This window comes from Burkholderia sp. Leaf177 (assembly GCF_001424345.1).
GTDB lineage: Bacteria > Pseudomonadota > Gammaproteobacteria > Burkholderiales > Burkholderiaceae > Caballeronia.
Map to the genome: position 1 here is coordinate 169,867 of NZ_LMPF01000004.1, position 21,153 is coordinate 191,019.

The 21,153-nt window shown below is 59.9% G+C and carries 20 protein-coding genes; 10 read left to right on the forward strand and 10 right to left on the reverse strand.

Annotated elements, in window-relative coordinates; translation table 11 throughout:
- Window position 1: 1 nt before the first annotated feature.
- Window positions 2–1,153 (reverse strand): acyl-CoA dehydrogenase family protein, encoded by a 1,152-nt coding sequence (locus ASG35_RS07685; RefSeq protein ID WP_056355343.1) that lies wholly within the window; start codon window positions 1,151–1,153, stop codon window positions 2–4.
- Between the two features lie 125 nt (window positions 1,154–1,278).
- Between ASG35_RS07685 and ASG35_RS07690 the strand changes: the two genes are divergently transcribed.
- Window positions 1,279–1,770, forward strand: a complete 492-nt coding sequence (locus ASG35_RS07690) for an aminoacyl-tRNA deacylase (RefSeq protein WP_056355346.1) — start codon at window positions 1,279–1,281, stop codon at window positions 1,768–1,770.
- A gap of 51 nt (window positions 1,771–1,821) precedes the next feature.
- On the forward strand, window positions 1,822–2,442 hold the full coding sequence (plsY, locus tag ASG35_RS07695) for a glycerol-3-phosphate 1-O-acyltransferase PlsY (RefSeq protein ID WP_056355058.1): 621 nt from the start codon (window positions 1,822–1,824) through the stop codon (window positions 2,440–2,442).
- 80 nt (window positions 2,443–2,522) lie between these two features.
- Here plsY and ASG35_RS07700 read toward each other — a convergent pair whose 3' ends face one another.
- On the reverse strand, window positions 2,523–3,008 hold the full coding sequence (locus tag ASG35_RS07700; protein WP_056355061.1) for a YajQ family cyclic di-GMP-binding protein: 486 nt from the start codon (window positions 3,006–3,008) through the stop codon (window positions 2,523–2,525).
- A 124-nt stretch (window positions 3,009–3,132) separates the two neighbouring features.
- On the opposite strand from ASG35_RS07700, the gene murB reads away from it, so the two are divergent.
- Window positions 3,133–4,152, forward strand: a complete 1,020-nt coding sequence (murB, locus tag ASG35_RS07705) for a UDP-N-acetylmuramate dehydrogenase (RefSeq protein WP_056355064.1) — start codon at window positions 3,133–3,135, stop codon at window positions 4,150–4,152.
- Window positions 4,153–4,220: 68 nt separating this feature from the next.
- On the opposite strand, the gene ASG35_RS07710 is transcribed toward murB, so the two are convergent.
- Together ASG35_RS07710 and argF are read right to left on the reverse strand one after the other, a co-directional pair.
- The gene (locus ASG35_RS07710; RefSeq protein ID WP_056355066.1) at window positions 4,221–5,450 is read right to left on the reverse strand and encodes an argininosuccinate synthase; all 1,230 of its coding nucleotides are present in this window, start codon (window positions 5,448–5,450) and stop codon (window positions 4,221–4,223) included.
- A 122-nt stretch (window positions 5,451–5,572) separates the two neighbouring features.
- Entirely contained in the window at window positions 5,573–6,502 is a 930-nt protein-coding gene (gene argF, locus ASG35_RS07715; protein ID WP_056355069.1) for an ornithine carbamoyltransferase, read from the reverse strand.
- A 568-nt stretch (window positions 6,503–7,070) separates the two neighbouring features.
- Between argF and ASG35_RS07720 the strand changes: the two genes are divergently transcribed.
- The gene (locus ASG35_RS07720) at window positions 7,071–7,403 is read left to right on the forward strand and encodes a DUF3579 domain-containing protein (protein ID WP_056355072.1); all 333 of its coding nucleotides are present in this window, start codon (window positions 7,071–7,073) and stop codon (window positions 7,401–7,403) included.
- A gap of 180 nt (window positions 7,404–7,583) precedes the next feature.
- On the opposite strand, the gene rpsT is transcribed toward ASG35_RS07720, so the two are convergent.
- On the reverse strand, window positions 7,584–7,859 hold the full coding sequence (gene rpsT / locus ASG35_RS07725; RefSeq protein ID WP_047845158.1) for a 30S ribosomal protein S20: 276 nt from the start codon (window positions 7,857–7,859) through the stop codon (window positions 7,584–7,586).
- Window positions 7,860–8,308: 449 nt separating this feature from the next.
- On the opposite strand from rpsT, the gene murJ reads away from it, so the two are divergent.
- Complete coding sequence (gene murJ, locus ASG35_RS07730) at window positions 8,309–9,859, forward strand: murein biosynthesis integral membrane protein MurJ (protein ID WP_056355075.1); 1,551 nt, start codon at window positions 8,309–8,311, stop codon at window positions 9,857–9,859.
- The gene (locus tag ASG35_RS07735; protein WP_056355078.1) at window positions 9,859–10,704 is read left to right on the forward strand and encodes a SirB1 family protein; all 846 of its coding nucleotides are present in this window, start codon (window positions 9,859–9,861) and stop codon (window positions 10,702–10,704) included. The genes murJ and ASG35_RS07735 overlap by 1 nt, the downstream gene beginning before the upstream one ends.
- A gap of 62 nt (window positions 10,705–10,766) precedes the next feature.
- On the opposite strand, the gene ASG35_RS07740 is transcribed toward ASG35_RS07735, so the two are convergent.
- The 5 genes from ASG35_RS07740 to lpxK all read right to left on the reverse strand — a co-directional run bounded on the left by ASG35_RS07740 (window position 10,767) and on the right by lpxK (window position 14,651).
- The gene (locus tag ASG35_RS07740; protein WP_056355080.1) at window positions 10,767–11,525 is read right to left on the reverse strand and encodes a 3-hydroxyacyl-CoA dehydrogenase; all 759 of its coding nucleotides are present in this window, start codon (window positions 11,523–11,525) and stop codon (window positions 10,767–10,769) included.
- A 118-nt stretch (window positions 11,526–11,643) separates the two neighbouring features.
- Window positions 11,644–12,306 carry an adenylate kinase gene (adk, locus tag ASG35_RS07745; RefSeq protein ID WP_056355083.1) on the reverse strand — a complete coding sequence of 221 codons (663 nt, stop codon included), beginning with the start codon at window positions 12,304–12,306 and terminating at the stop codon, window positions 11,644–11,646.
- Window positions 12,307–12,603: 297 nt separating this feature from the next.
- Window positions 12,604–13,413 carry a 3-deoxy-manno-octulosonate cytidylyltransferase gene (gene kdsB, locus ASG35_RS07750; RefSeq protein WP_056355085.1) on the reverse strand — a complete coding sequence of 270 codons (810 nt, stop codon included), beginning with the start codon at window positions 13,411–13,413 and terminating at the stop codon, window positions 12,604–12,606.
- Between the two features lie 34 nt (window positions 13,414–13,447).
- Complete coding sequence (locus ASG35_RS07755; RefSeq protein WP_056355089.1) at window positions 13,448–13,654, reverse strand: Trm112 family protein; 207 nt, start codon at window positions 13,652–13,654, stop codon at window positions 13,448–13,450.
- Window positions 13,635–14,651, reverse strand: coding sequence for a tetraacyldisaccharide 4'-kinase (lpxK, locus tag ASG35_RS07760; RefSeq protein ID WP_056355091.1), 1,017 nt, complete (start codon window positions 14,649–14,651; stop codon window positions 13,635–13,637). The genes ASG35_RS07755 and lpxK overlap by 20 nt, the downstream gene beginning before the upstream one ends.
- A gap of 516 nt (window positions 14,652–15,167) precedes the next feature.
- On the opposite strand from lpxK, the gene xseA reads away from it, so the two are divergent.
- From xseA to ASG35_RS07780, 4 genes are all read left to right on the forward strand, one after another.
- A complete protein-coding gene (gene xseA / locus ASG35_RS07765) occupies window positions 15,168–16,544 on the forward strand; it encodes an exodeoxyribonuclease VII large subunit (protein ID WP_056355093.1) in 1,377 nt (458 codons plus the stop codon).
- A 230-nt stretch (window positions 16,545–16,774) separates the two neighbouring features.
- Window positions 16,775–17,356: a superoxide dismutase [Fe] gene (sodB, locus tag ASG35_RS07770; RefSeq protein ID WP_056355096.1), complete on the forward strand. Its 582-nt coding sequence runs from the start codon at window positions 16,775–16,777 to the stop codon at window positions 17,354–17,356.
- A gap of 264 nt (window positions 17,357–17,620) precedes the next feature.
- On the forward strand, window positions 17,621–19,090 hold the full coding sequence (locus tag ASG35_RS07775) for an ATPase domain-containing protein (protein WP_235527482.1): 1,470 nt from the start codon (window positions 17,621–17,623) through the stop codon (window positions 19,088–19,090).
- A 2-nt stretch (window positions 19,091–19,092) separates the two neighbouring features.
- Window positions 19,093–21,147 (forward strand): PAS domain-containing hybrid sensor histidine kinase/response regulator, encoded by a 2,055-nt coding sequence (locus ASG35_RS07780; protein ID WP_235527483.1) that lies wholly within the window; start codon window positions 19,093–19,095, stop codon window positions 21,145–21,147.
- Window positions 21,148–21,153 lie beyond the last annotated feature (6 nt).

Here is a 21,153-nt window from a genome sequence, read left to right on the forward strand (position 1 = left end):
CTTAAATCTCCGTGCCGCGCATCAAACCGCGCGCGATGATCACTTGCTGAATCTGCGACGTGCCTTCGTAGAGCCGGAACAATCGCACATCGCGATAAAACCGCTCGATGCCATATTCCGAGATATAGCCCGCGCCGCCGTGAATCTGCACCGCGCGGTCCGCCACGCGGCCGCACATTTCGGTCGCGAAGTATTTCGCGCACGACGCTTCCACCGATACATCGCGGCCTTCGTCGCGGCGTCGGGCGGCGTCGAGCACCATGCATTCGGCCGCGTAGATCTCGGTCTTGCTGTCGGCGAGCATGCCTTGCACGAGTTGGAATTCGACGATCGGCTGGCCGAATTGCTTGCGTTCGGTCGCATAGGCGAGAGCGTCGCGCAGCATCCGTTTTGCCGCTCCGATAGCCACGGCCGCAATATGCAGGCGGCCTTTGTCGAGCACTTTCATGGCGGTCTTGAAGCCGACGCCTTCCACGCCGCCGATCAATTGCCCGGCAGGAATGCGGCAATTTTCGAAGATCACGTCGCACGTATGCGCGCCGCGTTGCCCCATTTTTTTATCGGGCTTTCCAAGCGACAATCCCGGCGATTCCCGCTCCACGATGAACGCCGAAATCCCGCTTGCGCCTCTTGCGTCGCTCGTGCGCGCCATCACCGTATAGATGCCGGCCTCCGGCGCGTTCGTGATGTAGCGCTTCGTGCCGTTCAGCACGTAATGCTCGCCGTCCTTTCGTGCCGACGTTTTCAACGACGCCGCATCCGAACCCGAATCCGGCTCGGTCAGGCAAAACGAGCCGATCAGATCGCCCGCGGCAAGCTTCGGCAAATAGTGACGCTTCTGCTCCTCGCTGCCGTCGAGCAAGATGCCGATGGAACCAATGCCGTTGTTTGTCCCGATCACCGACCTGAACGCCGGCGATGTCTGGCCGAGTTCGAACGCCACGCGCACTTCCTCTTCCATCGTGAGGCCGAGGCCGCCGTACGCTTCCGGAATCGTCAATCCAAACAGTCCGATTTCGCGCATGGCCGCGAGGACATCGGCGGGAATCTGGTCGGTTTCGTCGACTTCTGCTTCGCGCGGCACGAGCGTCTCGCGCACGAAACGGCGGATGGCGTCTTCGAGCAAGGTCTGGGTTTCTGAATCGCGAATCACGTTTGAATCTCCAATGTGGCGCAGGCCAGAGAGCATTTCCGAACGATCGTGCCACAGTAAATCCGCTCGCACAATTGGCCGTTCGGCCGATGGTGGCCGTGCTTTCGCGCCGCTACAATGCCGTCATGTCCAAGGTAAAACACATTTCCGAAACGCCGGCGACGCAGTTCTTGCGCCGGCATAAGGTCGAATTCGGCGAGCATCCTTATGAATATGTCGAACATGGCGGCACGGAAGAATCCGCGCGCCAACTCGGCGTAGACGAGCATTCGGTCGTCAAGACGTTGGTCATGGAAGACGAGCATGCAAAGCCGCTGATTGTCCTCATGCACGGCGACAAAACCGTATCGACCAAGAATCTCGCGCGGCAGATCGGCGCGAAACGGGTTGAGCCGTGCAAGCCTGAAGTCGCGAACCGCCACTCGGGTTTCCTGATCGGCGGCACGTCGCCTTTCGGTACGCGAAAGGCTATGCCCGTGTACGCGGAGTCCAGCATTTTCGATCTCGGCACAATTTATCTGAACGGCGGGCGTCGCGGGTATCTGGTAAGTATCAAGCCGCAAATCCTGACCGAGTTGCTGCAGGCCACGCCCGTGAATTGCGCGAGCGTCGATTAGAATGCGCGTCTTGAAATCCCGCTCTCCGTTTCCGAAGACAAGAAGAAATCAATGAACAATGCGATCGTCGCTGTGGTGGCTTATTTGATCGGGTCGATCTCGTTTGCGGTCGTGGTGAGTTCGGCCATGGGCCTCGCCGATCCGCGTTCGTACGGCTCCGGTAATCCGGGCGCGACAAACGTGCTGCGCACGGGCAACAAGCTGGCCGCCGTTCTGACATTGCTCGGCGATGCCTTCAAGGGCTGGTTCGCCGTATGGCTCGTGGTGCATTTCGGGGCGCGCTTCGGACTGGATTCAACCGCCGTTGCGCTCGCGGCGATTGCTGTTTTTCTCGGGCACCTGTACCCAATATTTTTCAAGTTCCAGGGCGGGAAGGGTGTGGCAACGGCTGCGGGCGTGCTGCTCGCGATTCATCCCGTGCTCGGGCTGGCTACCTTGCTGACTTGGGTCATCATCGCGTTCTTCTTCCGGTATTCGTCGCTGGCCGCGTTGGTATCGGCGGTATTCGCGCCTTTCTTCGATGTCTTCCTGTTCGGGCCAAGCCGTATATCGTTGGCAGTTGCCGCAATGAGCGCGCTCTTGATCTGGCGGCATCGCGGCAATATCAAGAAGTTGCTCGATGGGAAGGAAAGTCGCATCGGACAAAAGAAGGCGGCGCAATCGCCTCAATAGCGCTTTAACAAGCCGGCGCAAAACAAGAAAGCCGCCTGAAAGGCGGCTTTGCTCTCCAACGCGTCAAGCTCTCCGGATCATCAATCCCGAAAATTATTAAAATCCAGCGGCGCGTCCGTCACATCCTTCTTCAGCATGGCGATTGCGCTTTGCAGGTCGTCGCGCTTCGTGCCGTTGATGCGCACTGCGTCGCCCTGAATGCTCGCCTGGACCTTGATCTTGCTGTCCTTGACCATCTTGACGATCTTCTTCGCCAGCTCGCCGGTCACACCTTTCTTGACCTCAACGACTTGCTTCAGCTTGTCGCCGCCAATCTTCTCGATCTTGCCGTAATCCAGAAATCGCACGTCTACGTTGCGCTTTGCCAGCTTCGACAACATCACGTCCTTGACCTGGCCGAGCTTGAAATCGTCGTCGGCAAAAAGCGTCAGGTCACGTTCTTTTTGCTCGATGCGCGAGTCCGAACCCTTGAAGTCGAAGCGTGTGGAGATCTCCTTGTTCGACTGCTCGATGGCGTTTTTCACCTCGATCATGTTTGCTTCGCTGACGACGTCAAACGATGGCATTTGCATTCCCCTTCGTTGAGGCGAGGCGCCAGACTGCCTGCACGCACTCGCTATAATCACTAACCAACGTCATTCTACCGATGCCGTCCCGGTTTGCCCAAGACCACTCCTCAGTGTTGCCTCAATGTCCGAGTACGAACTCCTCTCCAATTACCCGCTACTCGCGCACAACACGTTCGGTTTCGATGTCCGCGCCAAACACGCTGTCCGGCTGACAGAAGAGGCGCAAATCGCGGCGCTTGCTCTGGACGAACGCCTCAACGGCCAGGCGCGCCTGATTCTCGGCGGCGGCAGCAATATCGTGCTGACGAAGGATTTCGACGGCGTCGCGTTGCTGATGGACCTGCGCGGCCGCCGAATAGTCGATGAAGACAAAGAAGCCGTCTACATCGAAGCCGGTGCGGGAGAAAACTGGCATGAATTCGTTGCGTGGACCTTGTCGCAAGGTTTTCCAGGACTCGAAAATCTCGCGCTGATTCCCGGCACGGTCGGCGCGGCGCCGATCCAGAACATCGGTGCGTATGGCCTTGAAATGGGCGAGCGCTTCGAGCGCTTGCGGGCGATCGAATTATCGACGGGACGAACGCACGAATTCGATCGCGATGCGTGCGCGTTCGGTTATCGCGACAGCTTTTTCAAGCGCGAAGGGCGCGGGCGTTTTGTGATCGTATCGGTGACGTTTCGTCTGCCGAAAAAATGGACGCCGCGCGCGGAATACGCGGACATCGCGCGCGTGCTGGAAAGCGGCGCGGCGGATAATCCCCAAGCCATTTTTAATGCCGTGGTCTCTGTTCGTCAGGCAAAGCTGCCGGACTGGCGCGTGCTTGGAAACGCCGGAAGCTTCTTCAAGAATCCAGTGATCAGCGCGGCCGAGTTCAATGCGTTGAAGGCGCGGGAACCGGAAGTCGTGTCGTACAAACAGCCGGACGGGCAGTTCAAGCTAGCGGCAGGCTGGCTGATCGACCGATGCGGCTGGAAAGGCCGCTCAATCGGCGGGGCCGCGGTGCTCGACCGGCAAGCGCTGGTGCTGGTGAATCGCGGCGGCGCGTCGGGCGCGCAAATCCTCGAACTCGCCGATGCCATCAAGCGCGACGTTCAAACGCGATTCGGCGTGGAACTGGAAGCCGAGCCGGTCTGCCTTTAAAAGCGTGGCGATAGAGGCCGCAAAAAAAACCCGCCGGAAGGCGGGTTTTTCACATTTTCTACTAAAGCTCAACCACCGCGCTTGCGACGCGCATTTTCAGCAATCCGCATCCGCAGTGCATTCAGCTTGATAAACCCGCCGGCGTCGGCTTGATCGTAGGCGCCGCCGTCGTCGTCGAACGTAGCGATGTTCTTGTCGAACAGCGTTTCCTTCGAATCACGCGCCACCACCGTCACGCTGCCCTTATACAGCTTCACGCGCGTCCAGCCGTTCACCTTGTCTTGCGTGTGATCGATCAGCACTTGCAGCGCGCGGCGCTCCGGGCTCCACCAATATCCGTTGTAAATCAGCGCGGCGTAACGCGGCATCAGGTCATCCTTCAGATGCGCGACTTCGCGATCCAGTGTGATCGACTCAATTCCACGATGCGCCTTGAGCATGATCGTGCCGCCCGGCGTTTCATAGCAACCGCGCGACTTCATGCCAACGTACCGGTTCTCGACCAGATCCAGCCGCCCGATGCCATGCTTGCCGCCAATCGCGTTCAACTCGGTGAGCATATCCGCCGGCGACAGACGCTTGCCATTCAAAGCAACCGGATCGCCTTTCTCGAATTCGATATCCAGATATTCCGGTGCATCCGGCGCATCTTCCGGCGCGACGGTCCAACGCCACATATCGGCTTCTGCCTCGGCTTTCGGATCTTCCAGATGGCGGCCTTCGAACGAAATGTGCAGCAGGTTCGCGTCCATGGAGTAGGGCGCGCCGCCTTGCTTGTGCTTCATTTCGATAGGAATGCCCGCCTTTTCCGCGTAAGCCAGCAGCTTTTCACGCGAGAGCAGATCCCATTCGCGCCACGGCGCGATCACCTTTATGCCCGGTTCGAGCGAGTAATAGCCAAGCTCGAAACGCACCTGATCGTTACCCTTGCCGGTCGCGCCGTGCGAAACGGCTTGCGCGCCGACGGCCCTCGCAATCTCGATCTGACGCTTCGCAATCAGCGGACGCGCGATCGATGTCCCGAGCAGATATTCGCCTTCGTAAATGGTGTTGGCGCGAAACATCGGGAACACGAAGTCGCGGACAAATTCCTCACGCAGATCTTCGATAAAAATATTGTCCTGCTTGATGCCGAGTTGCAACGCTTTCTTTCGCGCCGGTTCGAGTTCTTCGCCCTGACCGATGTCAGCGGTGAACGTCACGACTTCGGCGTCGTAGTTGTCTTGCAACCACTTCAGGATGACGGAGGTATCGAGGCCGCCCGAGTAGGCGAGCACGACTTTATTGATATCGCTCATGGTGAACTCGTATGGCTGGAAAACGGTGTGCGCCGGGCATTCAGCGCGCGGAAAAGCGCTATTTTGACACTAAATGGCGGCCATTCCGCATTTTCGGGACGATGCAGCGTTTCAAACCAATCTCAATGATTGAGCTTGCCGAGCAGCAGATATTCCATCAACGCCTTCTGAACGTGCAGACGGTTTTCCGCTTCGTCCCACACAACGCTTTGCGGACCGTCGATCACTTCGGCGCTCACTTCTTCCCCGCGATGCGCCGGCAAGCAGTGCATGAACAGCGCGTCGGGATTCGCGCGCGCCATCATGTCTGCATCGACGCACCAGTCCGCGAAGGCTTTCTTGCGGACTTCGTTCTCGGCTTCGAAACCCATGCTGGTCCAGACGTCCGTGGTGACGAGATCGGCGCCGGTGCAGGCGTCGTTTGGATCGGCAAATGCTTCGTAGAACGGCGCGCTTTCGGGCGCAACCAGGCTTGGATCGAGCGAATATCCGGGCGGCGTGGAAAGGCGCAATTTGAAGCCGAGGATCTGCGCGGCCTCAATCCACGTGTAGAGCATGTTGTTTGCATCGCCGACCCAGGCCACGGTTTTCCCCGCGATAGGGCCACGCAATTCGTAATATGTGAAGACGTCGGCGAGAACCTGGCACGGGTGATATTCGTTTGTCAGGCCATTGATCACCGGCACGCGCGAATTCTCGGCGAAGCGCTCGATGATGTGCTGGCCGAACGTGCGGATCATGATGATGTCGACCATGCGCGACACGACCTGCGCAGCATCTTCAATCGGTTCGCCACGTCCCAGTTGTGTATCGCGTGTGCTGAGAAACACGGCGTGGCCGCCCAGCTGGAAGATACCTGCCTCGAACGAAAGCCGCGTACGCGTGGAGTTCTTCTCGAAGATCATCGCCAGCGTCCGGTCGTGCAGCGGATGATATGTCTCGTAGCTCTTGAACTTGCGCTTCAGAATGCGTGCGCGTTCAAGCACGTAGTCATAGTCGTCGAGGGAGAAATCCTTGAACTGCAGATAGTGGCGAATGTTTTTTTCGGTCATGAAATGCGTACGGCGGCTTCAGCCGGCAATTGCGCCGGACGGCGCCGCCGTCGTGGTGGTATCGAATTTCAGCATAAAGGAATTTCTGCCATTTGACGAGGTGGTCACAATCGAACGCTTGTCGCGAAAAGCGGTCTTACGGCCCGTCCGGCGTGGTTCAGCGCCTTTGTGTGCAGTGCGGAAAAAGGCCCTCTGCTGTATAATCGGCCTCGTTTCTCCGGCAGCCCTGACTCCTTTTGGCTGCTCTCAGCACGGCTTCAAAGCGGCGGTTGCGTATCGCCGTTTCCTTTAGCAGCCGTACCCATGGAGTTCGCGGAAATGCTTGTTGCATACCGTCACAAGGAAGCCGCAAGGTAGCTGTGGATTGCATCGAAAACAGGTGTGTCGAGGCTTGATACACGTCCGGGCAAGACTGCGCCAATGTGCGAAGTTTCCACACGTCAGGTTCCACGCAAGGCTTGACTGCGACCGGGCTCATTGAGCAAAAGCTTGGTTTCCGGTTCAACTTGCCAATCGTGCATGCGCGTTTGCCGGCGGTTTCCGCTGGTCGTCAAACAGGTATTCCTACATGGCCGAAACAACCCCAACCGAGTACTTTATCCAGGGCGTCACGTCGAACGGCAAGACCTTTCGGCCGAGTGACTGGTCGGAGCGGCTCTGCGGTGTGATGTCGGGTTATGGCCCAAAGAAGCGCGGGCCGAATGCCCGGCTGACATATTCCATCTATGTACGCCCCACGTTGCTTGGAAACGTGAAGACGGTGATTCTCGACTCGAGATTGCGTGAGATCGAACCCATGGCTTTCGACTTCGTAATGAACTTCGCAAAGGACAACGACTTGCTCGTGACGGAAGCCTGCGAATTGCCGCCACACCATGGAACCCAGCAGCAGGGTTCATAGGGCAGCGCGACGTCAACCTGGAAGCCGTGCTTTTCAATCCGATCTAAACCGTTTGCCAAGTACACGACAAAAAACCCGCCAAGGCGGGTTTTTTCATTGCTGCTTTTATTGCCTTTAATCTTTCAGCGCAAAAAGCAAAAGCCTGTCGCGCCTGAGGCGCGCAGACCGCAACCGGAATCCTTAAGCAGCAGGTGCTTGCAGACCCTTGATGGCAGCCGACAGACGGCTCTTATGGCGAGCAGCCTTGTTCTTGTGAACGATGCGCTTGTCCGCAATGATGTCGATGGTCTTGACCGACGTCTTGTAGATTTCCGCAGCCTTGGCTTGGTCGCCGGCGTCGATTGCCTTGCGAACAGCCTTGATGGCGGTGCGGAACTTCGAGCGCAGCGCCGAGTTGTGCGAGTTTGCCTTCGCGCTTTGACGGGCGCGCTTGCGAGCTTGTGCGGTATTTGCCATGACGGTTCCTTATCCTGTTCCAGCTATGTGTTTCAGCGCTTCCCGTTTAGCTTCCGGAGCGAGCCCAGCTTGATGCCGGCCCGGCTCCGCACAAGATAAAACGAGGTCAATCCGTTGCGCTGTTTATGATCAAACTCTCGGGATCGATTGCCCGAAAGCGCAAAAACGTCGAAAGAAGACGCGAAACCGCAGTGCCTGGTAATTACCTTTGCAGGTGCCCGGTTAAAGGCTTACCCGTGCCGAAAGCGGATTCAGGAGCTTCGAAACCGGCGATTATAGCAACGAAATCATGGGACTGGCAAGCGTAGCAGGTTGTGTTGGAGTCGCGGCGCGGCCACGTTCAAATGTGGCCGGGCTGCAGAAGATACCACCATCGTTGCAAATTCTAACTATTCAGCAATTGTTGCAACGCGTTGCGTTCACGGTGCCGCCCGTATAATAAGCGCCCCATGAATCTAATCCGAGCCCTCCTGACGGTCAGCGGTTTCACGCTGCTTTCCCGCGTGACCGGCCTGATCCGCGAAACGCTGATCGCGCGCGCTTTCGGCGCCAGCCAATTCACCGACGCGTTCTACGTCGCGTTCCGCATCCCGAACCTGCTGCGGCGCCTGTCCGCAGAAGGGGCGTTCTCGCAGGCGTTCGTGCCAATCCTCGCCGAGTTCAAGAACACGGAGGGACACGACGCAACCAAGGCGCTCGTCGATGCCATGTCGACCGTGCTTGCCTGGGCGCTCGCGGTGGTATCGATCGCGGGCGTGGCGGGCGCGTCCTGGGTCGTGTTCGCCGTGGCGTCGGGCCTCGAACACGATGGACGCGCGTTCGGCTTTGCTGTGACCATGACCCAGATCATGTTCCCGTACATCATTTTCATCTCGCTGACGTCGCTTGCGTCGGGCGTGCTGAATACGTACCGGAAGTTCTCGCTGCCCGCGTTCGCGCCGGTGCTGCTCAACGTTTCTTTTATCGTGGCCGCCGTTTTCCTCGCGCCGCATCTGAAAGTGCCTATCTACGCGCTCGCGTATGCGGTGATTGCCGGCGGAATCCTGCAGTTTCTCGTGCAACTGCCGGGGCTCAAGAAGATCGACATGATTCCGCGCATCGGCTGGAATTTTGTGAAGGCGCTTCGGCATCCCGGCGTCAAGCGCGTGCTGATCAAAATGGTGCCGATGACCTTCGGCGTGTCCGTCGCGCAATTGAGCTTGATCATCAACACGAACATTGCGTCGCGGCTCGGACCGGGCGCGGTTTCGTGGATCAACTATTCCGACCGTCTGATGGAGTTTCCGAGCGCGCTGCTCGGCGCCGCGCTCGGCACGATCCTGCTGCCAAGCCTTTCGAAGGCGCATGTGGACAAGGATCCGGTCGAATACTCAGCGCTGCTGGATTGGGGCTTGCGCATCACGTTCTTGCTGGCTGCGCCCAGCGCGGTTGCGCTGTTTTTCTTCGCCCAGCCGCTCACCGCAACGCTCTTCGGCTACGGCAAATTCGATGCAAACTCCGTTGTCATGGTTGGCCGCGCGCTTGCAATGTATGGCATCGGGCTGGTCGGCCTGATCCTGATCAAGATCCTTACGCCGGGCTTTTACGCGAAGCAGGACATCAAGACGCCCGTGATTATCGGCATCCTGGTGTTGATCGCGATTCAGTTGAGCAACCTGATCTTCGTACCGATCTTCGCGCATGCCGGTTTGACGTTGTCGATCGGGCTCGGCGCATGCGTGAACGCGACAATGTTGTTTATCGGCTTGAGGAAGCGCGGGATTTACCAGCCGTCGCCCGGATGGACGCGTTTCTTCGCCCAACTGGTCGGGGCATGTCTCGTGCTGGCGGGAGTGATGCACTGGGTATCGGGCAACTTCGACTGGATTGGCATGCGTGCCGCGCCGCTGCAACGCATCGCGCTTCTCGGGGCCAGCCTGGTTGTATTCGCTGCGCTATATTTCGGTATGCTCTCCGCGATGGGCTTCAAATACGCGTATTTCAGAAGGCGAACGCTGTGATGACGACGACGCGCATGCTCGACTATTTCACTTCGCTGGTGGCGGAGGACGACAGTCTGCCCCTGACGGAGGCGGCGTTGTCGCTTGCGCAGGACGCGTATCCCGATCTCGATTTGCAGGGCGTGCTGGCCGAGATCGACGAGCTGGTTCTGCGGGTTCGGCGGCGCATGCCGGATGACGCCGATATCAAGCAGAAAGTCGGCGTGCTCAACCGGTTTTTCTTCCGCGAGCTGGGTTTCACCAGCAATCTCAACGATTATTACGACCCGGATAACAGCCACCTGAACATGGTGCTGAAGCGCCGGCGCGGCATTCCGATTTCGCTTGCCGTGGTGTATCTGGAGATGAGTGAACAGCTTGGCATTCCCGTGCGCGGCGTGTCGTTCCCGGCGCATTTCCTGTTGCGCGTGACCACGCCGGAGGGCGACGTGATGCTCGATCCGACCACTGGGCATTCGCTATCGGAATCCGCGATGGTCGAGATGCTCGAGCCTTACGTGCAGCGGGTTGGCGAATCGATCGGCAGCGCGTTGCGCGTGCTGTTGCAGCCGGCGACGCGGCGGGAAATCATCGGACGAATGTTGCGCAATCTCAAGAGCATCTATTTGCAGACGGAGCGCTGGCAGCGTTTGCTTGCCGTGCAACAACGGCTCGTGATCCTGATGCCCGGCAGCATTGAAGAAGTACGGGATCGCGGGTTCGCCTACGCGCGTCTCGATTATTTGCGTCCGGCCATGGAAGATTTGCGTCGGTACCTGGATGACCGTCCGGATGCCGAGGACGCAACCGTCGTGGAGACGGAGTTGCACGAACTCAGGCAGCGCACGCAGCACGACAGCGATTGATTTTTTCGCTTCGCTTCTAAAAAACGGCGGCCCATCATTCACGATGCGCCGCCGTTTTGCGTTTACTTCGGTTGCATCCGGATTGCTCCGTCCAGGCGAATGACTTCGCCGTTGAGCATGGGGTTATCGAAAATATGTTTGACGAGCATCGCGTATTCGTTCGGTTTGCCGAGGCGCGATGGGAACGGCACCATGGCGCCGAGCGCGTCTTGCACTTCCTGCGGCATGCCGAGCAGCATCGGCGTTTCAAAAATGCCCGGTGCAATGGTCATCACGCGGATGCCGTTGCGCGACAAGTCACGCGCGATCGGCAAGGTCATGCCGACCACGCCGCCTTTCGATGCCGCGTACGCCGCCTGGCCAATCTGGCCGTCGTAGGCCGCAACTGACGCCGTGCTGACAATCACGCCGCGCTCGCCGGCCGCGTTCGGTTCGTTCTTCGACATGGCGGCGGCTGCGAGCCGGATCATGTTGAACGTACCGATCAGGTTCACGCCGATGGTCTTCGCGAATACGTCGAGTGAATGCGGGCCGTCCTTGCCGACGGTCTTCGCCGCCGGCGCGATGCCCGCGCAGTTCACGAGGCCGCGCAAGCTGCCGAGTTGAACTGCCGCGTCCACGGCGCGCTGGCCATCTTCCTCACGGCTCACGTCGCACTTCACGAACACGCCGCCGAGTTCCTTCGCGAGCTTCTCGCCGCCAGCTTCGTTCATGTCTGCAATCACGACCTTGCCGCCATGATCGCGGATCAATTGCGCCGTCGCCGCGCCCAAACCCGATGCGCCGCCGGTGACGAGAAAAACGTTGTCCTGGATATCCATGCTGTGTGCTCCTCAGTTGCGGTATGTGCCAGAGATCTGCAAAAGCGAAAAAACCCGCTCGGCCGGTGAAGCACGAGCGGGTTTCCAAAAGGCGTGCTTGCGGCGCCGAAGCGTTGAATCAGGTCAATGCGTCGAACACGCGCTGACGGATTTCATCGACGGTACCGAGGCCCGAAATACGACGATATTCCGGCGCCTTCAAGCCGTTGTTGTCGCCGTGCTTCGACCAGTTGTTGTAGTAATCGATCAAAGGCTTGGTTTGCGCCACGTACACGTCGAGCCGTTTTTTCACGGTCTCTTCCTTGTCGTCGTCGCGCTGGATCAGCGGCTCGCCGGTTACGTCGTCACGGCCTTCCTGCTTCGGCGGATTGAATTTGACGTGATACGTGCGGCCCGACGCGGCGTGCGAGCGTCGTCCGCTCATGCGCTCGATGATGTCCGCGAACGGCACGTCGATCTCCAGCACATAGTCGATGACAACAGCCGCCTGCTTCATGGCGTCGGCCTGGGGAAGCGTGCGCGGAAAACCGTCGAACAGATAACCGTTCGCGCAGTCCGGCTCCTGCAGGCGCTCCTTCACGAGGTTGATGATCAACGTGTCCGGCACGAGCTCGCCCGCGTCCATGAAGCGCTTGGCTTCCACGCCGAGCGGCGAACCGGCTTTCACGGCGGCGCGCAACATGTCGCCGGTCGAGATTTGCGGAATGCCGAACTTTTCCTTGATGAAGGTGGCCTGGGTGCCCTTGCCGGCGCCGGGAGCGCCCAACAGGATCAAACGCATGGTGATATCTCCGAATCGAATAGAAACCGCTCTCGCTGCGAGGCTTATCTGGCGTCCGGCCGCTATTTACGTTTGCCCGGGAGACGCCCGAAACGAGGCGCGACGAGCCGAATTCGGGAGACGGCGCGGCACCAGTCGACATGGGCGCTCGGGAGCAAAGGCGCTGACCGGAAGGCTCGCGCTACCGGCCGATTATGCCATGCATCGTCACAATGGCGACCCGAAAAAAGGCCGCAAAGGCTTGTTATGTGGGGCGTGGCGGGGTTAACGCGAGTTGTACGGAAGTACTTCGGCGCGTTAGGCCGAGGCCGGAAACAGCGCGCGAACGCGAGCGAGATCGGCGGGGGTATCGACACCTGGCGGCGGTGCGTCGGTTGTGATCAGGACCGCGATGCGCTCGCCGTGCCAGAGCGCGCGGAGCTGTTCGAGCGCCTCGGCTTCTTCGATGGGCGCGACGCTCAGCGTGGGATAAGCCCGCAAAAACTTCGCGCGATACGCGTACAAGCCGATATGCCGCAGCACGTTCGACGGAACCGGCGGGCGCGAAGCCAGCGCGGTCACATTCGGCCATTCCTTTTGCCACGCGTCACGCGACCAGGGAATCGGCGCGCGCGAAAAATAGAGCGCGACGCTCTTTGCATCGAGCACGACTTTCACGACGTTCGGATTGAAAACGTCGGCTGGATCGTGGATGGGATGCGCCGCGGTTGCAATGGCGCACGACGGATGCGCCGCCAGATGCGCCGCCACGTTGCGCACGAGCGCCGGGTCGATCAGCGGTTCGTCGCCTTGCACGTTGACCACGATGGTCTCGTCGTTCCAGCCGAAATGCGTGGCGACTTCAGCCAGACGATCCGTGCCGTTCGGGTGATCGGCGCGCGTGAGGAGGACGTCGAAACCGTGTTCCTTCGCGACAACGACCACACGCGGCGAGTCCGTTGCGATCAGCACTTGCAGCGCGCCCGACAAACGCGCGCGCTCGGCGACGCGCACGACCATTGGCTTTCCGCCGATATCCGCCAGCGGCTTGTCCGGCAGCCGCGTGGACGCGAGCCGCGCGGGCACGACAGCAATAAAGGGCGGCACGACCGGCGTATGGGCGTTCATGTCTTGGCGTTCGCGGTTTGGCTTTTGGGAAGGATCAGTTGCCGCTGACGGGTTTCAGCGGATCGACGGGCGTGCCTTCGACCGTCTGGCGCGCTTCGTCGGGCAGCATGATGGGAATGCCGTCGCGAATGGGATACGCGAGTTTGTCCACATTGCAGATGAGTTCCTGCGCCGCGCGGTCATGAGTGAGCTGGGTCTTGCAAATCGGGCAGACAAGGATTTCAAGCAGGCGTGCGTCCACGAAGTTTCTCCACAACTAATGCGATGAGGCGGGGCTTGAGCACGGCTTCCACGGGAACGACCCAGATGCGCGCGTCACGCCAGGCCCCGAATTTTACTGCATCCTTCTCTGTGATCAGGATCGAATCGGCGTCGATGCCGGCGAACGGGTTGTCGCGGTAATCGTAGTGATCGGGGAACGCGCGGGTCGAGATCGTCAAGCCTTCCGCGCGCAGCGACGCAAAAAAACGTTCCGGCGAACCGATACCCGCCGCGGCCACGATCCGCTCGCCCTTGAACGCGGCGAGCGGGCGGCGGACGGCGGGGTCATCGAGCAGCCATGCGTCGCCGATGGTCAGATCCAGCGAGAACGTGTTCGGCCATGGTGGCAGCGCGCGTTCATACGGGCTGTTGATGAGCGTCGCGTCGCGATGCCGTGACATCGATTCACGCAAGGGGCCAGCCGGAAGCAGGAAACCGTTGCCGCCGAGACGGTCGTCGAAAACGACAAGTTCGAAGCTGCGCGCGAGACGGTAATGCTGCAGGCCGTCGTCGCTCACGATCACATCGACCGATGGAAACGCCTTCAACAAAGCCTCTGCCGCCGCCACGCGATCGGGCGAAACCATCACGGGCGCGTGCGTGCGGCGCGCGATCAGCAAGGGTTCATCGCCGACATCCGATGGCTTGCTTTCCGGCGTGACGCGCGTGGCTTCGTGAATCTTCGCGCCGTAACCGCGCGAGACGACGCCCGGCTGGAAGCCGGCGGCGCGCAGCGCTTCCACGAGCGCGATGACGGTCGGCGTCTTGCCGGTCCCGCCCACCGTCACGTTGCCGACCACGACGACAGGCACGCCCACGTTGATTTGCTTGATCCAGCCGAGTGCGAAAAAGCCGCGTCGAATCGCAGCGATCAGGCCGAAAACCGCTGCATAGGGCGTAAGCGACCACGCGACCCACCCGCGCCGGCGCCATTCGCGGGCAAGGAAATTTTCGATCGGCGGTTTGAAGTCAGACATGGCGCGCCCTTCTTTTAATAAGTGGAAAAGCTCGGGAACGGGCGGGCCGGTGCTTGAAGCAGAACGACAATGCCGAAACAGGAAAAACTGAGCTTGACGGCCGGCACCTGTGCATCGGGGCGGTTCTCCAAAATAAGCAAACTTGAGCAAACAGAAAGCGGTCGACGGGCGATCCTCGAACCCGGCACTCTAGCGCGGCGGTGCGTTGCGCGCCAGTCGAAGGGACAATGACACGGGGCACAGTTTTACACAGCCGGTCCTGTGGATAACTCTGTGAACAAGTTGGCGTTCATCGGCCGGATTTCGCCGTCAGGTCGGACTTGCTTCGGTTTAAAAGCTTTTGTGAGATAAAGAATCCTTTTAAAACAAAGGCTTGGTTAGCATTCTTATGAATTTCACATTTGGGAGCGCCTGTTTTCGGTAACTTGTGCATTGTGGACACTTGCTACACTGCGTTGGCCGATCGGATAAGCTTCCGCGGCTTTTCCACCGCAAATAACCGGCCCTTTTCCTCACATGAGCACCGATCCTTTCCCTCAAACTGACGCCTCCAGCGCTGACGCCGTCATTCCCGTTTCGGCGCTCAATCGCGCGATTGGTTCGATGCTCGAGCGCTCGTTTCCGCTGGTCTGGGTGTCGGGGGAAGTCTCGAATTTCACGAAAGCCGCGAGCGGCCACTGGTACTTTTCGATCAAGGACGCACAGGCGCAAATGCGCTGCGTGATGTTCCGCGGCCGGGCGCAATATGCCGAATTTACGCCGCGTGAAGGCGACCGGATCGAAGTGCGCGGGCTCGTCACGATGTACGAACCACGCGGCGAACTGCAACTCGGCGTGGAAGCGGTTCGGCGCACAGGGCAAGGGCGTTTGTACGAAGCGTTCCTTAGGCTCAAGGCCAAGCTCGAAGCCGAGGGTTTGTTCGCTGCCGAGAGAAAGCGCGCGCTGCCGCAACATCCGCGCGCGATCGGAATCGTGACGTCGTTGCAGGCGGCCGCCTTGCGCGATGTGCTTACCACGCTCGCGCGTCGCGCGCCGCATGTGCCGGTGATCGTCTACCCGGCGCCGGTGCAGGGCGCGGGCGTGGCCGCGAAACTCGCCGCCATGGTCGATGAAGCCTGCGCGCGCCGTGAAGTGGACGTGCTGATCGTGTGCCGGGGCGGTGGTTCTATCGAAGATCTGTGGGCCTTCAACGAAGAAGTGCTCGCGCGCGCGATTGCCGAAAGCGCGATGCCCGTGGTCAGCGGCGTGGGTCACGAAACGGATTTCACGATCGCCGATTTTGCCGCCGATGTCCGCGCGCCCACGCCCACGGCGGCGGCCGAACTCGTCAGCCCGCAGCGCGTGTTGCTGCTGCGGGATCTGGATCATCGGCATGCGTCGCTTGCGCGTGGTTTCGGCCGGATGATGGAACGGCGCGCGCAGCAGATCGACTGGCTTGCACGCCGGCTGGTCAGCCCGGCCGAACGGCTCGAACGCCAGCGCGTTCACTTGCGGCAGCTGACGACGCGGCTTGCATCCGCTGGCGCGCGTCCCGTGCGCGATGCCCGCGCGCGTTTCGCGCTCGTGCAGATGCGCTGGCAACGCTGGCGTCCTGATCTCGCCGCCGAACGTGAACATTTGATGCGCCTGGCGCAGCGTCTTGGCGACTCGCAAGGGCGCAGGCATGAGCGGGCGGCGGCGCGGGTGTCGGAGTTATCGGCGAGATTGCAGGTGCTGAGCCCGCAACGCACGCTGGAACGTGGCTACGCTGCGTTGATCGATGCACAGTCGGGGCGTGCCGTGCGTTCGCCGAACGCGCTCCAGCCGAAGCGGGCACTGACCGTGCATCTTGCGGAAGGTGCGGCGGACGTTCTGCTGGCGGATGTCCAGCCGCGTTTATCGGAAGAATTCTGAGTCCGGCATGCTCGATGCGCAGCTTGAATTAGGAGCGCTGACAGGCCCGTAGTTTTGACGGGATAGCGTGTCTGCTGGAGCATTTTTTACGCCGCCGTTCATGCTTCGTAACCGATAATGCTCATAAAAACCCGCAATTTGCGGGGTTATCCCAACTCGCCTACAATCGAGTGCTCCATTGCTTCACTCCTCACGTCCCCCATAATTCAACATAGAAGGAAGCTCGCACCATGGAACATACCCTCCCGCCGTTGCCGTTCGAAAAGAACGCACTCGCTCCGAACATGTCGGAAGAAACGCTTGAGTATCACTATGGCAAGCATCACCAAACCTATGTGACGAACCTGAACAAGCTGATTCCGGGTACCGAATTCGAAAACCTGTCGCTTGAAGAAATCGTCAAGAAGGCATCGGGCGGCGTGTTCAACAACGCAGCCCAGGTCTGGAACCACACGTTCTTCTGGAACAGCCTCTCGCCCAAGGGTGGCGGTGCTCCGGCCGGCGCGCTCGCCGACGCAATCAACGCCAAGTACGGCTCGTTCGACAAATTCAAGGAAGAGTTCGCGAAGGTCGCGACCGGCACGTTCGGTTCGGGCTGGACGTGGCTCGTGAAGAAGACGGACGGTTCGCTCGATATCGTTTCAACGAGCAATGCCGCCACGCCGCTGACCACGGACGCGAAGGCGCTGCTGACCATCGACGTATGGGAACACGCGTATTACATCGACTACCGCAATGCGCGTCCGAAGTTCATCGAAGCATTCTGGAACATCGCGAACTGGGAATTTGCATCGAAGAATTTTGGTGCTTGAGACACTGATTCTTTTGCAGCAGTAATCTTCCGCGATGAACATGAAGTCCGCGAGACTCGTGAAGTTTCGCGTTTAAAGCCCTCCGCAAGGAGGGCTTTTTGCATCTGGCTCGAAGTGTCCGGATAGCACGGTCAGAGGCATGAAAGCACTGCCAGGCCGTTGGTGGCCTGATCCTTGCTGCATTTTTCCAACACCTTCGTCAGCGTGCTTAACGACCACACAACTATGAGAAATAAACGCCAACCGTTGCCGAGTACACCCCGAATGTCCACCGGTGTTGAAGGGCTGGACAACATCCTCGGCGGGGGCTTGACGCCAAATCGCGTGTACCTGGTCGAAGGTTCGCCCGGGGCTGGCAAAACCACACTGGCGCTGCAATTCTTACTAAGAGGCGCCGAGCTGGGCGAGACCGGGCTATACATCACGCTCTCGGAAACGCGTTCGGAATTGCTCGCCGTGGCAGACGGTCACGGCTGGGACGTCGATGCAATTGCCATCGTCGAATTGCTATCCGACGAAGGGCTCGATCCCGAGTACGAGCAGTCCGTGCTGCATCCGGCGGAGGTGGAGCTTGGTGAGACCGTCAAGAACGTGATGCATCAGGTCGAAGCGCTCAAACCTGCGCGGATCGTGCTGGACAGTTTGTCGGAGTTGCGGCTGCTCTCGCAAAACCCGCTTCGATACCGCCGCCAGATTCTTGCTCTCAAGCGCTACTTCGCCACGCGCGAATGCACCGTATTCCTGCTCGATGACAACACGTCCGACCCAGGCGATCTTCAGCTTCACAGCATTGCACACGGCGTAGTCAGTCTTGATCAACTGGTGCATGATTACGGCGGCGCGCGTCGCCGGTTGCGCGTGGCAAAAATGCGTGGCTTGAAATTCCGCGAGGGTTTCCACGATTTCACGCTGGAAACAGGCGGGATCGAAGTGTATCCGCGTCTGATCGCGGCCGAGCATCATGTGGATTTTTCCAGCCAGCCATTGAGCACGGGTTCTCCGGGTCTCGACGCCATGCTCGGTGGCGGCCTGATTCCCGGCACGAATACGTTGCTGATGGGACCGTCGGGCGTAGGAAAAACAACGAGCGTGGTGTGCTGTCTGATGGCCGCCTTGCAGCGCGGCGAGCGCTGCATGTATTACCTCTTCGACGAAACCCTGCGCACCCTGTTGCTGCGCTCGAAGGCCCTTGGCCTGGACCTTTCGCCGTACCTTGAAAACGGTCAACTGACCTTGCGCCAGATCGATCCGGCCGAGATGTCGCCGGGACAGTTCACGACCGACGTGCGCGAAGCTGTTGAAGAAGACGGCGTGCGTTATGTGGCTATCGACAGTCTGAATGCCTATCTCCAGGCAATGCCCGGAGAGCGTTACCTGTTGCTCCAGATGCATGAACTCCTGGGTTATCTGAACCAGCGCGGCGTTGTGACCATGCTGGTGCTCGGACAGCATGGGATAGTCGGCGAAGTGCAGACGGATATCGACATCAGCTATCTGAGCGATTCCATGATCCTGTTCCGCTACTTCGAGCATCAGGGCGAAGTACTGACCGCGCTTGCAACCGTGAAGAGCCGCGGCAGCGCGCATGAACGCACGATCCGGCAATTCCGGCTGGCCCAGGGCGGTATCGAGATCAGCGAAGCACTGCGCGACTTCGACGGCGTGCTTGCCGGATTGCCTACCTACCGTGGCGACTCCGCGATGCTCGGGGCTTCTGCCTCGAAGGACGCGTAGCCGTGGAAAACCGGGTCTTGATCCTTGCTCCGCGTGGCCGAGATGCCCATGTCATCGGAGAAGTCCTGAGCCGCGACGGTCGCAAATGTCTCGTATGCCAAGACGCGGCAATGCTCAACCACGAACTGCGCGCGGGTGCGGGCACGGCGCTGATCGCGGAGGAAGCACTCTCCGACGACGCCATGCCGCTGCTGTTCCAGTGGCTCGAGCAGCAGGCGACGTGGTCCGACTTTCCGTTGATCCTGCTCGCGACCAAGCGCATCGAACGTCCGAAACAGGCGCTCGATTTACTCGAAAAACTCGGCAACGTCGTCGTGCTTGAACGGCCGCTGCACGCAGAAACCTTGCGTCGCGCAGTGACGTCCTCGTTGCGCGCGCGATTGCGGCAATACGAGGCGCGACGCCAGCTTGCGGAGCGTGTCGAATCGCAGGAACGACTGCATCTCGCGCTTGCGGCAGGCCGGCTGGGATCGTGGGAACTCGATGTCGAGACGGGCGCGCTGCGATCCACCGAGGCATTGCGCAAGATTTTCGGGCACAAGGTATCGGCAATAGATCACGCGCAACTCGTCGAGGCCGTTCATCCGGACGACCGGGAGATGCGCCAGCTCGCGCTCGAACGCTGCGTTCGCGAAAACACCAATCTCACGATCGAATATCGCGCGGTCTGGCCGGATGGATCGGTGCATTGGGTCGAGTCGCGCGGCCATCCAATGCGAACCGTCAACAACGCGACAGGCGCTGTGACGACGCGGATCATCGGGGTATCGCTCGATGTCACCGACCGGCACGAAGTGAACGAAAAAATTCGAGCGAGCCAGCTTGCGGTCGAGCGATTGAACGACACGCTCGAAAGCCGGATTGCCGAGCGCACGGAGGAGCTGGCATCGGCGAATGACCGGTTGATGAAGGAGATCCACGAACGCGCGAAGGTTCAGGCCGTGCTCGTGCAAGCTCAAAAAATGGAAGCGCTCGGGCAACTGACGGGCGGTATTGCGCACGATTTCAACAATCTGCTCAACGTCATCATGGGCAACGCGGAGCTGATCACGCGCCTGAGCCGTGACGAACGCGTCCACAACATGGCGCAGACCGTCAAGCGCGCCACCGAACGCGGCGCGAAGCTCACCGGTCAGTTGCTGACGTTTTCGCGCAGCAGCAACCTGGACCTCAAGGCCATCGATGTCATTTCGATGCTGCACGGCATGCGCGACATGCTGACGTTATCGCTGGGAACGGGGATCCATTTCGGCACGCGTTTCGAGGTCGACGAAGCCTGGACCGACGCCGACGCCAACCAGCTCGAACTCGCCGTGCTGAACCTCGGGATCAACGCGCGCGACGCCATGCCCGACGGCGGCGTGCTGACCATTCACGTGAACCAGCGCAGCGCGCCGGACGCAACCTTGCCGGCAGGCCAGTACGCGGTGATCGGCGTAAGCGATACCGGCACGGGTATCGCGCCGGAATTGCTGACGCGCGTCTTCGATCCGTTTTTCACGACGAAGCCAGTGGGAAAGGGAACGGGACTTGGCTTGAGCCAGGTGTACGGCATTGCAACGCAGGCCGGCGGCACGGCGCGAATTCACAGCGAGGAAGGCAAGGGCACGACCGTGGAACTCTGGTTGCCCTTGCGCGAACGGCACGTGGCCGAAGCCGCCGTGCCGGAAACCTTCGACGAGCGTTCGGACGGGCATCAGCGGATTCTCGTGATCGAAGATGACGTCGATGTGCGCAGCTTCCTGGTCGACTGTCTGAAAATGCTTGGCTATACCGTGACGGAAGCGGCCCAGGGCCGGCTTGGTCTCGATCGTTTGCGCGCTGACAATCCCGACCTCCTGATGGTCGATTTCGCGATGCCCGGCATGAACGGGCTCGAAGTCATATCGGAGGTGAAGCGCACGCATCCGCAACTGCCGGTGATTCTCGCGACCGGGTATGCGGACGTGGATGTATCGAAGGAGCGGGTCGATGGATACGCGGTGCTCAGAAAGCCGTTTCAGATCGGCGACCTTGCGCGCACCGTCAAGGCTGCGCTGATGAGCTCGCCTGCGTGAGTTGTC